Raw genomic sequence first — 15,239 nt, forward strand, 5'->3', positions numbered from 1 at the left:
GGACCGGTTCAGGCCGGGTGATCCCCGGGGCTGCGGGCGGTCCGTGAAACCCGCTAACCTTGTTGCCTGCGGAACAGCGAGCGCTGCACCAGCATGGCGATGATGATGATCGTGCCCTGGATGGCGGCGATCAGGTATTCGGAAATGAAGTTCGACAGCAGCATGATGTTGCCGACGATCTCCAGAATGAAAGCGCCGCAGATCGTGCCCCAGATGCGGCCGACGCCGCCCCGAAGCGCGGTGCCGCCGACGACAACGGCGGTGATCGCCTGCAGTTCCCACAATATGCCTGTGGTCGCCGATGTCGAGCCGAGACGCGGCACGTAGAACAGCACGGCGACTGCCACGCAGAGCCCCTGGATCAGATAGGTGATGATCCGGACATTGCGCACCGAGATGCCGGAATAGCGCGCCACTTCCTCATTGGAGCCGACGGCGGTGACATGCCGGCCGAAGCGGGTGCGGTAGAGCACGAAGGCACCGATCAGCGCGGTCACGATGATCGCGATCACGGGAACCGGTATGCCGAGCACCGTGCCGAAATAGGCAGGGCGATAGGCCGACTGCACGTCGAAATCCTTCAGCGTGATCGCGCCGCCCTGCGACAGCCATGTCGTCAGCCCCCGGAATATCCCCATCGTGCCGAGCGTGACGATGAACGGCTCGATCCGCCCGACCGTGGTGATCACCCCGTTTAAAAGCCCGCAGGCCATGCCGATCAGGATCGCAAGCGCCATCGCGGTCGCGATCAGCAGATACGGATTGGCAATCACCGCCGTATTGATGAACATGATCATCAGGCTGGCGACGAAGGCCACCATCGCGCCCACCGAAAGATCGAGCCCGCCGGCCGAGATCACGAAGGTCGCGCCGACGGCGATGATCGCGATGAAGGCCGAGCGGGTCGCGACGTTCATCAGATTGGTGACCGTCAGGAAGTTCGGGTTCGAGAAGGTGCCCAGCACCAGAAGCAGCGCCAGCGCCAGGAAAGGCGCCATGATCCTCAGGTCCACGCGGCTCATGAGGCCCGCTTTCGTGTCGTCACCGCCACTCATGATGCCATGTCCTCGATGGAGACGCCGGTTGCCAGCACCACGATCTCGTTCTCGTTCATATGCTCTCCCGTAACCTCGCCTGCGATTTCGCCCGAACGCATCACCACGATCCGGTCGCAAAGGCCGATGAGCTCCGGCATTTCCGAGGATACGACGATGATCGAGTGTCCCTTGCGGGCCAGTGCGGCGATGAATTTGTAGATCTGTTCCTTGTTGCCGATGTCGATGCCGCGCGTCGGCTCGTCGATGATCACGATCTCGGGGTCGAGCAGCATCATCTTGGCCAGCAGCAGCTTCTGCTGGTTGCCGCCGGACAGTTCGCCGGCGGCGAGTTCCTTCGATCCGGTGCGGATGTCGAATTCGCGGATCGCATCGTCAAGCGCCTTGTCCTCGGCCTTGCGGTCGACCTGCAGGTGTTTCGTGAAACGGTTGAGGGCCGAAAGCGTCAGGTTGGTGCGAAGGTCCTTGGTCAGCAGCAGGCCCTTGCCCTTGCGGTCCTCGGAAAGATAGACGATGCCGGCCTGAAGGGCTGCGATCGGGGCGCTGAAATGCGCCTTCTTGCCGTTCAGCCGCACCGCGCCCTTGCCCGGACGGAGGCCCAGCAGACCTTCCATCAGTTCCGTGCGCCCGGCGCCGATCAGGCCGGCAAAACCGAGGATCTCGCCCTTCCTCAGGGTGAACGAACAGCGTTCCGCATAGCCCGGCACGGAAAAGTCCTCGACCTCCAGCACGGGCTCGCCGCCCGCGTCATGGACACGGTCGGGATAGAGCTTGGAGACATCGCGGCCGACCATCAGCCTTGCCATGTCGGCGGGCTGAAGCGTAGCGGCATCGCGGCTTGCGACCAGATGGCCGTCGCGCAGCACGGTCACGGTGTCGGCGATCGCCTTCACCTCGTTGAGGCGGTGGGAAATGAACAGCACCGCCACGCCGCGGTCGCGGATATCGCGGATGACCTTCAGCAGCGCTTCGGTCTCGAACGGCGTCAGCGAGGCGGTCGGCTCGTCGAAGATCACCACCCGGTGCGGGGTGAGCAGCACGCGGGCGATCTGCACGAGCTGGCGCTTGGCGATCGAAAGCCGCGACACGAGGGTATCGGGGGCGATATCGGTGCCGAGTTCGGTGAGCGCCTTGTGGGCTTCAGCGTTCATCACGCGGTCGTTGACGGCAAGGCCACGCCGGATTTCACGGCCGAGGAAGATGTTCTGCGCGACGGTGAGATCGGGAGCAAGCAGGATTTCTTGATGCACCAGCACGATGCCGGCGGCTTCCGCCTGCACGGGATTATCAAAGGCGACCACCGCGTCGTCCACCTTCAGCGTACCGGCCGACGGCTTCAGATTGCCGGCCAAAAGCCGCATCAGGGTGGATTTGCCTGCGCCGTTTTCCCCGATGACAGCGTGAATTTCGCCGGCGCGAACGGAAAGGTCGATGCCGTGCAGCACCTCGATCGGGCCGAAGGATTTCCTCAGGCCCTCGGTTTGCAGTATCGGGGCGCTCCCACCGGCTTCCTGTATCATGCTCCTCCCCAGGCGCTGTTGCCGAAGCGCTCTTTCCCTTCCGGCGGTTCCGCCGGGGGCTCCTTCGCGCCGCACTCCCGGGCGGCGGCTGACAGGCGTTGCATCGCCGCTGCGACGAAATCTTGCCCGATAACCGAGAGCCTAGCGGGAAAGCTGATGTACGTAAAGCATTTTTCCCGCGCCCAATCCCCTCGCGACCCGCTCCCGGAGCGTGGCGGTTCAGTCGTTTTCGAAAGTCTTGTCCCTGTCCTTAGCGGCGGCGGGGGCGGCATCGGAAGGTTTTTCGGCGGCGGCGATGTTTGCCTCCAGCACCCATTCGCGCCAGATCGCGACGATCAGCGCCATCAGCACCGGACCGACGAACAGGCCGATCAGCCCCATGGTCTTGACCCCGCCGATAAGGCCGAAAAAGGTCGGCAGGAAGGGCAGCTTGATCGGCCCGCCGACGAGGCGCGGCCGGAGCGTCTTGTCGACGATGAAGAGCTCGATCGTACCCCAGGCCATCAAGGCGATGCCGTGGATCGGCGTACCGCGCGCGACCAGATAGGCCGAAATCAGCGTGAAGGTCAGCGGCGCGCCGCCCGGCACCATCGCCATCACCGCCGTCAGCAGGCCGAAGGAGACGAAATTCGGCACGCCGGCAAGGTAATAGGCGATGCCGAGCACGATGCCTTCGCCCATGGCGATCAGGGTCATGCCGGTCACGGTGGAGGAGATCGTCGCCGGCACCACGCGCGAGATCCGGTACCAGCGGTCGGGAAACAGCCGCTCGCCGATCATGTCGAGCTGGGCGGCGAATTTGTCGCCGTCCTTGTAGAGGAAGAACAGCGCGATCAGCATGAACAGCGCCGCAAGCACCAGCCCGAACAACCGGCCGCCGACAAACAGGGCGGTGCGATAGATGCTGCCGATATTTTCGCCGCTGATCGCCTGGATCAACTGACCGATATCGCCGGGCTGACCAAGATAGTCCCGCCATTTCCCAGACACCCAGTCGCCGATGACCGGCAGGTTGTGGATCCAGTCCGGCACCGGCGCGCCGATCCGGTTGGCCTCCGCCGCCCAGGTGATCCAGGCTTCGAGCTCGTGCGACATGTAGATCACCGCAAACACGATCGGCAGGACCAGAAACAGCAGGATCAGGAAGATCGCGATCGCCGCGGAGATTTTGCGCCGCCCGCCGAGCCTGCGGTTGAGGTCGCGATAGACCGGTTGCGAGGCAAAGGCGATGATCAGGGCCGCCAGCACCGGCACCAGAAAGCCGTGAAAGAAATAGACCGCGGCGAGCGCCACGCCGAGCAACAGCCAGCGCGCGGCCGTGACGGATGGGATCAGCGGCGCGCGGGTGGACATCGTCGTGCCGATCCAGCTCTGCGTCCTTTGATGCGGTTTCTCGTCCATCGCCTGTTTCTTTCCCGTCGGGCCGACCGGCGTTATTTATGCTGCCCCCATATCGCCTTTCAAGGTCGATAGCCAGCAAAAGCCCTGTGCTCGCCAGCTTCGGTAAACCCCGCACAGGCCAGAACCTCCCTGGCCTCCAGCGCGGTCGGGCGAAATCTGTCGGAATCGGCGCGGCGCGGCGCGGCGGCGAGCCGGGCGACATAGTCCTCCGGCAGGCCGTGCTGGCGCGCGCCGGCTATCACCAGGGCATGATACCAGTCGAAGGGTATCAGCGCCGGATCGCAGAAAGCGGGCGGCGCCTTGTAGGTGCAGGCCGAAACCGTTGCGTCGTTCTTGAGGAGGCGCAACGCGCAATTATCGATCCGGTCATAGCCCTTGCCTTTGCCCTCGAAGGCGTCGAGCAGATCGAGTTCGCGCGGGTCGAGCGTGAACACCACGCCGAATACCCGGCTCGCCGCCCGTTCGACGATAGTCGCCTTGCCGGATCCTTCGCGGCCGATCTTGGAAAAGGCAAGCGCATGGCCCTCAAGCGCTGCCGGGCCGACCGGCCTTGCCGATGGGCAGCGGCGCCCCAGCCGCTCGGTCAGCATGTTGGAGCCAAAGGCGAAGTAGGTGAGCGCCATCAGCCTTCCAGTTCCTCGCGCAGCATTTCAAGCTCCAGCCATTCCTCTTCCCTGGCGGCAAGCGTCTCGCGCTCGCGTTCAAGCACTTTCGCGGCCTTGGAAAACCCGTCCGGATCGCGGGCGAAGAATTGCGGATCAGCCATGCGCTCTTCGAGCTTTTCGATGTCGGCCTCGATCTTCGCCATTTCCTTCGGCAGGTTTTCGAGCGCGAATTTCTGCTTGTAGGACAGTTTTCCTTTCGCCTTTGCCGGTTCTCCCGCCGCCTTTTGCCGGGCGGCCTGCTTTTCCCTCTTTTCCGCCGCCTTCGCCTCGGCGGCCGCGCCCTTGCGCTGCGCCATCATGTCGGAATAGCCGCCGGCATATTCCAGCCACGCGCCTTCGGGCGACAGCGGATTGGCAGGCGCGATCGTCGAGGTCACGGTGCGGTCGAGAAAATCACGGTCATGCGAAACCAGGATGACGCTGCCGGCAAAGCCGGCGACGATCTCCTGCAGCAGATCGAGCGTCTCGATATCGAGGTCGTTGGTCGGTTCGTCGAGGACCAGCAGGTTGGAAGGCCGCGCCAGGATGCGCGCCAGCATCAGCCGCGCGCGCTCGCCGCCGGAAAGATTGCGGATCGGCGTGCGCGCCTGTTCGGGCTGGAACAGGAAGTCCTTCATGTAGCCGGTGACGTGGCGCTGTTCGCCATTGACCAGCAGCGTGTCGCCGCGCCCGTCGGTGAGATAATGGGCGAGCGTGTCTTCCGGGTCGAGCTCCTCGCGCTTCTGGTCGATGACGGCGATCTCGAGATTGACGCCGAGGCGCACCCAGCCGCTGTCGGGCGCAAGCTCGCCGGTCAGCATCTTCAGGAGCGTGGTCTTGCCCGCGCCGTTCGGGCCGACAAGGCCGATGCGATCGCCGCGCGAGACCCTCAGCGAGAACGGCTTGACGATTTCGCGCGCGCCGTAGGACTTGGCGATGTTCTCGGCCTCGATCACCAGCTTGCCGCTTTCGCGCACCTCGGAAACGGTGGCGTTGACCGTGCCCTGCGGCCCCTGGTGGCCGCGGTGGCGGGCGCGCATGTCGTGAAGGTCGCCGAGGCGGCGCATGTTGCGCTTGCGCCTTGCGGTGACGCCGTAGCGCAGCCAGTGCTCCTCGCGCACGATCGCGCGGGCGAGCTTGTGCTGTTCGGCCTCTTCTTCCTCCAGCACCTTGTCGCGCCATTCCTCGAAACCGGCAAAGCCGCGGTCCATTCGTCGCGCCGTGCCGCGATCGAGCCAGACGGTGGCGGTCGAGACGTTTTCGAGGAAGCGCCGGTCATGCGAGATCAGCACCATCGCCGAGCGGGTGCCGGCCAGTTCCTCCTCCAGCCATTCGATGGTGGTGAGGTCGAGGTGGTTGGTGGGCTCGTCGAGCAGCAGGATGTCGGGCTCGGGCGCCAGCACGCGGGCAAGCGCCGCGCGCCGGGCCTCGCCGCCCGAAAGCTTCGACGGATCGGCGGATGGCGAGATGCTCAGATGCTCCATCATGTAGTCGGCGCGGTAATGCTCGTCGCCCGGCGCAAGTCCCGCCGCGACATAGGCCTCCACGGTGGCGTAGCCGGAAAAATCCGGCGCCTGTTCGAGATAGCGGATGGTGGCCGAGGGCTGGCGGAAGATATCGCCGGACTGCGCCTCGACCAGACCTGCGGCGATCTTCAGGAGCGTCGACTTGCCCGATCCGTTGCGTCCGACAAGGCAGATCCGGTCCCCCGGCTCGACCTGCAGGCCGGCGCCGGAAAGAAGCGGCGTGCCGCCGAAGCTCAGATGGATGTCGTCAAGTTTCAAAATCGGCGGCATAAAGCCTCATACTCCCGAAAAATCATGCGGCCGGAGAATGATGATCCCCGATCCGTTTTTCAAGGCGAAGCGCACCGGCCCGCCCTTCGCCTTGTTCGAAACCCCGCGCGCGACGCCGAAGGGCAGGGCGAAATCCTGGAGCGGATAGACGGCGTTATCGATCGCAAGACCCGCCAGGTCCGAGAACCCGAGCACGGAAAACAGCGCGCCTTCCGGCATGTCCACCACCGTTTCGCCGGCAAGCAGGGGATGGGCTTCCTCCTCGCCGGAGGTCAGCACGATATCGGCGCCTTCACCCGCCAGCCGGACGGCAAGCAGCATGTTCATCAGGCCGTGATCGGTCCGCTCGCCCTGAAGCGCGCCGGCCATCACGATCCTGTCAGCGCCCCGCTCCAGCGCCTCTTCGATGGCAAGCGCGCCGTCGGTCAGGTTCTTGGCCGGGGGGAAATCCTTGCGCGCGATATCGGGAAAGCGCGCCACCAGACCGGCGTCGGTGGAATCGAAATCGCCGACCCAGACTTCGGGGCGCACGCCAAGCGCGTCGGCATGGCGCATGCCGCCATCGGCGGCGATCACCCGGCTTTCCTTGACAAGCGCGCGTACCCTGTCGTCAACGGCCAGCGCGCCGCCCAGCAATATCGTGAAGGTCTGGTTCATCGCCTACGCAATAGAGCGGATCGGGGGTAAAGGGAAGGGCGGTTCACGGGCCTCGCGACAAGCCGGCTTGCCGAGGTATTTGGCCGTCGGTGGGTGCGATGAGGCGGAAAACGCGCGGACGGAGCGACGACCTTTCGATGAGAGGCGCTATCCGGCCGAGCGGGTCTTGGCCTCTATTTCTGTGGCTTCGCCGGCGGCATGGTCGCGGGCGTAGTCCTCCAGTCCGTTGACGAAACGCTTGTAGAGCCTGGAAAACTGGTCGAGGTCGTCGGCCGACCAGTTCTCGGTAACGCTTTCGAGCAGTTGGCGCTTGACCGCATGGACCTCGTCGAGCAGCACCTTGCCTTTCGGCGTGATCACCAGGATCGAACGACGGGCGTCGTTCTGGCAGACGCGGCGTTCCAGCACGCTCTGGGAAACGAGTTCGGCGACGATCCGGCTTGCGCGCGATGGATCGATCCGCATGCCGTCGGCGACCGAGCCGATCGTCGCGCGGTCGTTCTGGCCGGCGCGATAGACGACATCGAGAACATCGAGATGGGTGATGTCCAGCGCCGGCGCGACATTGGCGATCGCGATCCGCCCGATGATTCGCCGCCGCATCATCAGCCGGTGCTGCGTTATGGCATCGGAAATCCGCGCCATGGCGTCGGTGTGGTCGGGGGCTGTCGGGTCGGTTTTTTCGTTCATGCTCTCTGTCTATCAGAAGATCGGGCAATTTGAAACATGCATACAGCATATCTATGCTGTTGACAAATAATTGCTTCCAGCACATGTATCGGTCATGAAATCCACTGAGACAGACCCGCCCATGGACCAACAGATACCGTTCGTCTCACTGGTTGAAAATCCGCGCCGCCGCGTCATCGCCTTTCTGTTTCTGCTTTCGTCGATGTTCCTGGCAACCCTCGACAACCAGATCGTCTCCACCGCACTGCCGACGATCGTCGGCGAGTTCGGGGCCATCGAGCGGTTCGGCTGGGTCGCCTCGGCCTATCTGCTGGCGTCCTGCGCGGTGATGCCGATTTATGGCAAGCTTGGCGACCTTATCGGGCGAAAATATGTGCTGATGGCGGCGATCGTGATCTTTCTGGTCGGCTCGCTGACCTGCGGCCTGGCGGTGTCGATGAACACGCTGATCGCCGCGCGCGTGCTGCAGGGCTTTGGCGGCGGCGGGCTGATGGTTTCGATCTTCTCGCTCAACGCCGATCTGTTTGCCGCGCGCGAACGCGCGAAATACCAGAGCTATGCAAGCCTTGTGCTGATGACGTCGGGCGCGCTCGGGCCGATCCTCGGCGGCACGATGACGGCCGCTTTCGGCTGGCGCTCGATCTTTCTCGTCAATCTGCCGGTCGGACTGGTCGTTCTTACGGGGCTCTATATTCTCATTCCAAACCGCCGGACCGGGCGTACGCCGAAAATCGATTTCCTTGGCGCATTGCTGCTGGCGCTGATGGTGACGGGGATCGTTCTGTGGTGCGATTCCGGCGAGATCTTCGGCTCGATGCTGTCGCCGGCAAGCCTTGGCGTGCTCGCCGCGGTCGCCGTGCTCACCTGCCTCTGGGTGATGGTGGAGCGGCGCGCGCCGGAGCCGATGATCCCGCTTTCGCTGTTTGCCAACCCCACCATTGTCCTGCTGCTGGTCATTTCGATCGCCAGCGGCAGCATCGCCATCGGCATGGTCAATTACTTCGCGCTGTTCCTGCAGACTGTCCACGGGCTTTCACCCACCACCGCAGGGCTGTTCTTCATACCGGTCACCTGCGGCCTCGCCGTCGGCGCGCTCACCGGCGGGCGGCTGATGTCGATCACCGGACGATACCGGCCGCTCGCCATTCTGGGCATGTCGATCTCGACGCTTTCCTTCGTCACGCTGGCGCTGTTTTCCGCGGCTGCGCCGCTGGCGCTGATGGCGGTGATCATGGGCATGCACGGGCTTGGCATCGGTTTCGGCCAGCAGGTGCCGGTGCTCGGCGTTCAGAATGCGGCGCGCGGCGGCGATGTCGGGGCTGCGACCGGCACGGTGACGCTGTCGCGCATGGTCGGCGCGTCGGCGGGCATCTCGATCTATGGCGCCATCCTGGCGCACGGCCTTGGCAGTTTCGCTTCCATCCCCGGCGTCGGATCGCTTACGGAACTTTCGCCGACCGCTATCGACGCGCTGCCGGAACCCGCCCGTTCGCTCGCGATCGGCGGTTATGGCGATACGTTCACCATGCTGTTCATGTTTGCCGCCGCCGTCTGCCTGATCGGCCTTGTCGCGGCATTCGCGCTTCGGCCGCTGGTGCTCGGGGCGTCGGCGACGGAACCGGCCGGGCGTTCAGCCTGAACGCTTCATGACGGTGGCGGGCGGCGTGATTGCCGACGGTATCGCGGCTCTCGCCTTGCCGGCGCGGGCAAGTGCCGCGCGGGCGGCATAATACTGGACCGTGAGGCCGGCCAGCAGCAGCAGCGTATCCCCCAGAACGGTTATACCGGTCATCTCGCGGAAAATCTGAAGCGCGAACGCGATCAGCGACCCCGTGACGAAAGTCGCAAGGCTTGCCCTGCCCATGACATTGATCGGCTCGAACAGGGGCAGCGACAGGAACCGTCTGAGGCCCGGCATGTAGACCACGATATAGGTGAGCGCCATGATATGGGCGATACGCGGCAGGCCGAGCGTTTCCTTGCTGGTATCGGCGATGAATTCCGGCATCAGGGCGGGGAAGGGAAAGCTGTATTCCCCGCTCAGCCGCCACCACAATGCATAAAGCACGAAGGTGACGGCCACGGCATAAAGCGCCGGGTGGAACGCGACCAGCGCCCTGCCGCGCCGGGCGGCGATGCCGATCGCAAGACCGAGGGCAAACAGCAATTGCCAGCAGAACGGGTTGAAATACCACGCCCACTCGCCGGGATAGGCGGGCAGCCGAAGCTCGAAATAGCGCGCCGCCAGCCAGATCGCCGTCGAGACCGCGAGCATCAGGCCGATACTGCGCGTGCCGAGGAAAAGCAGAGCGGGCAGGGCCGCAAACAGCAGGACATAGAGCGGCAGGATGTTGAAATAGCTCACCTGATAGGTCAGCAGGGCGGAGCCGGAAATCGTGGCGAGGGGTTGTTTCCAGAGCCATGAGAGCCCGTTGACATCGGCAAATTCCTCCATGCCGAAACGCACCAGAAACGGCGTCGCGAGCGCGAGAACCAGAAGCGTGGAGAACACATGGGCGCCGTAGATCGTGCCCGCCCGACGCCAGATGCGCTTCGCCGTCGCCATCACCGAACCCGCGACGAACCGGCCGCTATAGGCAAGCCCTGCCGAGATGCCGGAAATCAGCACGAAGGCTTCGGCGGCATCGGCGAAGCCATACATCCGCATGGTGTAGAACGAGTAGAGGTTCTCCGGCACATGGTCGATGAAGATGATGATCAGCGCCAGCCCGCGCAGGACGTCGATGCGCGGGTCGCGCTTGCTTTTCACCGGTGACGGCCGAACGGCGGTCGTGCTTCTCCTCGCGTCCAAAGGCGTTATCCCTGCACTGCCGAATAGGCGGGCTCCGCCGCGTCTGCCGGCGGCGTGGCCAGATAGGTTTCCCGGTCGATGACCGGTCTTTCCTTCCAACGCGCCAGCACATGGTCGCGTTCCAACATGATAGCGGGACGCGCCTGTTCCTCGGGCGTGCGGAACAGCTGGCAGTGGTAGGCAAGCCGTCCGCTCGCGGGCGATGAGCTCGCCGCGATCAGCAGCGGCGACAGGATCTGCGGCCCGGCGATCGGCGTCAGCCACCAGAACAGGTCGGGGGCGAGGGTCCAGGCGCCGGCGAGCATCAGGATGCCGGTCAGCACGATCCACCAGCTTGCCTTGAAGGATTCGCCGAATTTCAGCGTCTGCCCCTCGCGATCGGATGACGGCCAGCCGCCATCCATGCCGAAAATCACCTGAAGCACGGAGCGGCTTTGATACATCAGCGTGATCGGGGCCAGCACCGACGACCAGATGATCTCCATGAGCGTGGACAGGAACACCCTGAAAAATCCGCCGAAACGGCGCGCTTCGCCGGAAATGCCGGCCCGAAGCGCGATCAGCAGCTTCGGTCCGATCAAAAGCCCGCCGACGCCGACCAGCAGCGTGACCGCGAGCGCGGTCTCGGCGCGCGGAAAGATCGCCGGCAGGTAGGGGCTCGGAAAATAATCGATCGCGGGCGCAAACAGCGGCGCGACGATCGAGGCGGCGATGAAGGCCATCCACAGCGGCGAGCTGAGATAGGCCATCACGCCCTGAAGAAAGGTGAACCGGTTCCAGCCATGCAGGCCGGGCGCCGTCAGCAGGCGGATATGCTGGAGATTGCCCTGGCACCAGCGGCGGTCGCGCTTGGCATAGTCGATCGCGTTCTGCGGACCTTCCTCGTACGATCCCTCCAGATCGGGATCGACGCGCACGATCCAGCCCTGACGGGTCAGCAACGCCGCCTCGACATAGTCATGGCTCAGAATATGACCGCCGAAGGGCGGCGCGCCGGAAAGGGCCGGCAGGCCGCAGCTTTCGGCGAACGCATTGGTGCGCACCATCGCATTATGGCCCCAGAACGGCCCTTCATTGCCCTGTATGCGGGCAAGGCCGCGGGTAAAGATCGGCGAAAACAGGCCAGCGGAAAACTGTAGCGCCCGGGCGAACCAGGTTTTCGAGGCGATGATCTTCGGCAGCGTCTGCAGCAGGCCAAGCCTTGGCTCGCCCTCCATGCGCCGCAGCATTTCCACGATCGTCTCGCCTTCCATCAGGCTGTCGGCGTCGAGGATCAGCATATAGGTGTAGCGCGCGCCGTGGCGGCGGATGAAATCGCCGATATTGCCGGCCTTCTTGCCGGTATTGTCGGTGCGGCGGCGATAATAGGCGCCGATCTCGCGGGGCATGTCGGCGTGGAGGGTGAGGAACCACTCCTCCTCCCGCGCGATCACGTCGGGGTCCCGGCTGTCGGAGAGAATGGCGATGTCGAAAAGCCCGCCATAGGGCGTCCCGGCAAGCGAATGCGCCATGGCGGCGGCGGACGAAAACGTCGCGCGCGGATCCTCGTTATAGACCGGGATCAGGATGGCCGTCTTTGCCGCCTGGCCGCTTTCGGCAAGCGATGCGCGCGGCGGCGTCTTCAGCCGCCGGCCGATGAGGCCGCCAATGCCGAGCGCCGCGCCCCACGCGATCCACGCGGCCGTCGCCGCGCAAAGCGCGATCCGCACGAAATCGACCCAGTCGGCGCCATCGGCGAAAAATACGTCGATCGCGATGCGCGACGCCGCAATCGCGATGATTGCGGCGAATACGATCGAAAATGTGCGCCTGAAGGCCAGCATCGGTCATCCCTCTGTCCTTGCGGCCCCCTCGTTTCAAGACGAGAGGCCGCCCGGAAAGATCGCCTTCCGGTTTCTAGAGCATTTCGCAGTCAGGTGGAGCCACCTGACGTCCGCGAAAATGCGTCAAAACAAATAGATAGAGCATTTCTGGCGATCCCGTTTTCACCGGAAATACTCTAGAGCCGTGCCGAGCGCGGCCGCTGCCAGACGAGAACCGGCGACAGGATCGTTGCGATCACGCCCTTGCGGCGCGGACGCTCGAGAAGCTGCTCGGGCATGGGAAGCGGTGCGGCCGCCGGGAGAAACCGGCTGAACTCTGACTTCTGGTCTGACCCGTTAATCTGGTTGGTCATCGCCTTTTCTCCACTGATATAACCATATTTCACTCACGTCGCGACTGCCGTCCGTCAGCGCCCCGACAAGCTCCACCGGAGCATCGCCTGCGGGTTTGATATCGATTGCCAGACGCCAGATGCCCTGGCCCCTGATCGCCGAGACCGTGGAATGCACGATCTCGCCATTGGTAACGTGCAGGCGCTCCTGCAGTTCCGAGCCGGGCGCCATGTCATCGAGCGGGCCGCCTGCGAAATCGACCACGAGCTTGCGCACGCCGTCATTGTCATCGGCGCCCCCCGACACGCCGCCTTCGCCGCTGCGGATATCGATCACGCGGGCGAGGCGGGCCTGGTCTTCCTCGATCGCGCCCCAGGTCAGCCGATAACCGAACTCGGCGGAGCCGCCTTTCAGGGCGGGGCTGTCCGGCTGCCAGAAGCAGACGATATTGTCGTTGACTTCCTTGTCGGTCGGTATCTCGACCAGCGAAATCGTTCCCTTGCCCCAGTTGCCGACCGGCTCGACCAGCAGCGAGGGCCGGCGCTCGTAATGGGCCTCGGCGTCCTGGTAGTCCACAAACGCCCGATGGCGCTGATAGAGCCCGAACGCGCGTGGATTGGTTTCGCCGAAGAACGAATTGGCCAGCGATTTCGCATTCTGCAGATTGCGCCACAATTCCGTTCCGTCGGCCCGCACGATCTTCAGCCCTTCGCTGTCGTGGACCCGCCCCCGGTAGTCATCGAAAGCATGGTGGTTGGCTGGCCCGAACAGAAACATGGATGTCATGGGTGCAACGCCGAGACGCTCGATATCGTTCCGGAAAAAAAGTCGCGCGGTGACATCCATTCGCGTATTTTTTCCCGGCGTGATCACGAAACGGTAGGCGCCGGTCACGCTCGGACCGTCGAGCGCTGCGAAAACCGTGATCTTGTCGTTGTCCGTTCCCGGGCGCATGATGTAGAAGGCGGAGAAGCGCGGAAACTCCTCGCCCTGGCTGGTCGCGGTGTTGACCGCGAGCCCACGCGCCGACAGCCCGTAGAGATTGTCCTGGCCGAGCGCGCGAAAATAGGATGAGCCGAGAAACGAAATCAGCTCGTCGGAGACTTCGGGACGATTGAGCGGATAGTTGATCCGGAACCCTGCCACGCCCGGCAGTTTGACGCCGTGGAACTGCTCGATGTCGAGGGGCGCGCGATAGATGAAATCGTCGCCGGTAAACACCAGTTTCTCGGTCTGGCCGTCGACGACTTCGTAGATATCGACCGGCGTCTTGAACAGCCAGCCGAGCGCGAAGGCCTGGAGCTGGAAATCGGACTGGTCGCGCCAGATCGCCTTGTTGGGATCGTAACGGATCGCACGGTAATCGTCGTATTGAAGGTCCTTGAACGGCTCGGGGACATCCTGCGACGGCTCCTGATAGGGCTCGCCGGCCTTTGCCTTCATGTCCGCCGTCAGCTTGTCGAAATTGAACGCATCGGGGGGCGGGCCGGCCGCCTCGACCGCGGCGTTGGCTTCCGGCATCTTGCCTGGCTCGACTGCCTGCTGCGCGAACGCGTTGCCGCCCACACCGGAAAGAGCGAGCGCGCCGACCGCCGTCTGGGCCAGAAAGGTTCGTCTCTTCATGCGCAAATCCCGTTAGCTTAAAATGGATACATAATCTGAAATGGTGCGGGGCAATATATTCATTCCCTCCGGCTACCATAGGCTGAGGCACGCGGTTGCGCGAATGTCCTGCGCCAATAAGACGCGAACGAGTCACAAACGAGGCAAACCCGTTTCGGTTCCATCACTGAAAGGAAATAGTTTCGATCGATAAAGACGTCTTTCCGGGAATCCGGCATGGGTATGGCTCACCAAAAAGGGCTGACACACGGCGTTGCGTACCAGCCCATTATTAGCAAAGCCATTCAGCCAAAGAATGGCAAAATCATGGCAGGTTGCCACCTTCGCGCCGCAATATTTTCACATAGTTCGAAAACCGCGCGGCAGCGTTGATCAGGGACCCCGATCAGGCGGCCTTCACGATCTCGACCAGTTCGACCGCGAAGTTCAGGTCCTGGCCCGCCAGCGGATGATTGGCATCGACCGTGACTTCCCGCTCCTCGACCCTAGTGACGATCAGCGGCACGGTCTGGCCATCGGGCGTGCGCGCCTGAAGCTGCATGCCGGGGGCGACCTCGACCTCCTGCGGCATCGCGGAGCGCGGTACGACCTGCACCTTCTGCGGGTCGTGGGGGCCGTAGGCTTCGGTGGAGGCCACCTTCACATCGCGATTGTCTCCGACGGCCATGCCGGCGATCTCGCGGTCGAGGCCGGGGATGATCTGGCCGGCGCCCACGGTGAATTCCAGCGGCTGGCGGCCATCGGAACTGTCAAAGGTCGAACCGTCATTGAGGGTTCCGGTGTAGTGAATACGAACGGTATCGCCCGTTTTGGCTTCTGTCATTTCGTGTGCTCCTTCCTTTTGAACACTGCACGCTGGCCGCGATCGGCCGCGCCGTTTCCCGT

At 63.8% G+C, this 15,239-nt stretch carries 13 protein-coding genes; 1 reads left to right on the forward strand and 12 read right to left on the reverse strand.

Annotated elements, in window-relative coordinates:
* Positions 1-53: 53 nt before the first annotated feature.
* From HQ843_RS06255 to HQ843_RS06285, 7 genes are all read right to left on the reverse strand, one after another.
* Positions 54-1,055, reverse strand: a complete 1,002-nt coding sequence (locus HQ843_RS06255; RefSeq protein WP_180899324.1) for an ABC transporter permease — start codon at positions 1,053-1,055, stop codon at positions 54-56.
* Complete coding sequence (locus tag HQ843_RS06260) at positions 1,052-2,575, reverse strand: sugar ABC transporter ATP-binding protein (RefSeq protein ID WP_180899323.1); 1,524 nt, start codon at positions 2,573-2,575, stop codon at positions 1,052-1,054. The genes HQ843_RS06255 and HQ843_RS06260 overlap by 4 nt, the downstream gene beginning before the upstream one ends.
* Before the next feature lie 219 nt (positions 2,576-2,794).
* Complete coding sequence (locus HQ843_RS06265; protein WP_180899322.1) at positions 2,795-3,976, reverse strand: AI-2E family transporter; 1,182 nt, start codon at positions 3,974-3,976, stop codon at positions 2,795-2,797.
* A 59-nt stretch (positions 3,977-4,035) separates the two neighbouring features.
* Positions 4,036-4,599 carry a gamma-glutamylcyclotransferase family protein gene (locus HQ843_RS06270; protein ID WP_180899321.1) on the reverse strand — a complete coding sequence of 188 codons (564 nt, stop codon included), beginning with the start codon at positions 4,597-4,599 and terminating at the stop codon, positions 4,036-4,038.
* Complete coding sequence (locus HQ843_RS06275; RefSeq protein WP_180899320.1) at positions 4,599-6,416, reverse strand: ABC-F family ATP-binding cassette domain-containing protein; 1,818 nt, start codon at positions 6,414-6,416, stop codon at positions 4,599-4,601. The genes HQ843_RS06270 and HQ843_RS06275 overlap by 1 nt, the downstream gene beginning before the upstream one ends.
* 6 nt (positions 6,417-6,422) lie before the next feature.
* On the reverse strand, positions 6,423-7,073 hold the full coding sequence (locus tag HQ843_RS06280) for a thiamine diphosphokinase (protein ID WP_180899319.1): 651 nt from the start codon (positions 7,071-7,073) through the stop codon (positions 6,423-6,425).
* Positions 7,074-7,220: 147 nt separating this feature from the next.
* Positions 7,221-7,763 carry a MarR family winged helix-turn-helix transcriptional regulator gene (locus HQ843_RS06285; protein WP_180899318.1) on the reverse strand — a complete coding sequence of 181 codons (543 nt, stop codon included), beginning with the start codon at positions 7,761-7,763 and terminating at the stop codon, positions 7,221-7,223.
* Positions 7,764-7,884: 121 nt separating this feature from the next.
* Between HQ843_RS06285 and HQ843_RS06290 the strand changes: the two genes are divergently transcribed.
* Positions 7,885-9,402: an MDR family MFS transporter gene (locus HQ843_RS06290; RefSeq protein WP_180899317.1), complete on the forward strand. Its 1,518-nt coding sequence runs from the start codon at positions 7,885-7,887 to the stop codon at positions 9,400-9,402.
* On the opposite strand, the gene HQ843_RS06295 is transcribed toward HQ843_RS06290, so the two are convergent.
* From HQ843_RS06295 to HQ843_RS06315, 5 genes are all read right to left on the reverse strand, one after another.
* Positions 9,394-10,533: an OpgC family protein gene (locus HQ843_RS06295; protein WP_180899316.1), complete on the reverse strand. Its 1,140-nt coding sequence runs from the start codon at positions 10,531-10,533 to the stop codon at positions 9,394-9,396. The genes HQ843_RS06290 and HQ843_RS06295 overlap by 9 nt on opposite strands.
* A gap of 47 nt (positions 10,534-10,580) precedes the next feature.
* Positions 10,581-12,398 carry a glucans biosynthesis glucosyltransferase MdoH gene (gene mdoH, locus HQ843_RS06300; RefSeq protein WP_180899315.1) on the reverse strand — a complete coding sequence of 606 codons (1,818 nt, stop codon included), beginning with the start codon at positions 12,396-12,398 and terminating at the stop codon, positions 10,581-10,583.
* Positions 12,399-12,574: 176 nt separating this feature from the next.
* Positions 12,575-12,751 (reverse strand): hypothetical protein, encoded by a 177-nt coding sequence (locus HQ843_RS06305; protein WP_180899314.1) that lies wholly within the window; start codon positions 12,749-12,751, stop codon positions 12,575-12,577.
* On the reverse strand, positions 12,735-14,354 hold the full coding sequence (locus tag HQ843_RS06310; RefSeq protein WP_180899313.1) for a glucan biosynthesis protein: 1,620 nt from the start codon (positions 14,352-14,354) through the stop codon (positions 12,735-12,737). Before HQ843_RS06310 ends, HQ843_RS06305 begins: the two co-directional genes overlap by 17 nt.
* A 385-nt stretch (positions 14,355-14,739) precedes the next feature.
* Positions 14,740-15,177 carry an FKBP-type peptidyl-prolyl cis-trans isomerase gene (locus tag HQ843_RS06315; protein WP_180899312.1) on the reverse strand — a complete coding sequence of 146 codons (438 nt, stop codon included), beginning with the start codon at positions 15,175-15,177 and terminating at the stop codon, positions 14,740-14,742.
* Positions 15,178-15,239 lie beyond the last annotated feature (62 nt).

The organism is Martelella sp. NC20, from assembly GCF_013459645.1.
In the GTDB taxonomy this organism is placed as follows: Bacteria; Pseudomonadota; Alphaproteobacteria; order Rhizobiales; family Rhizobiaceae; genus Martelella.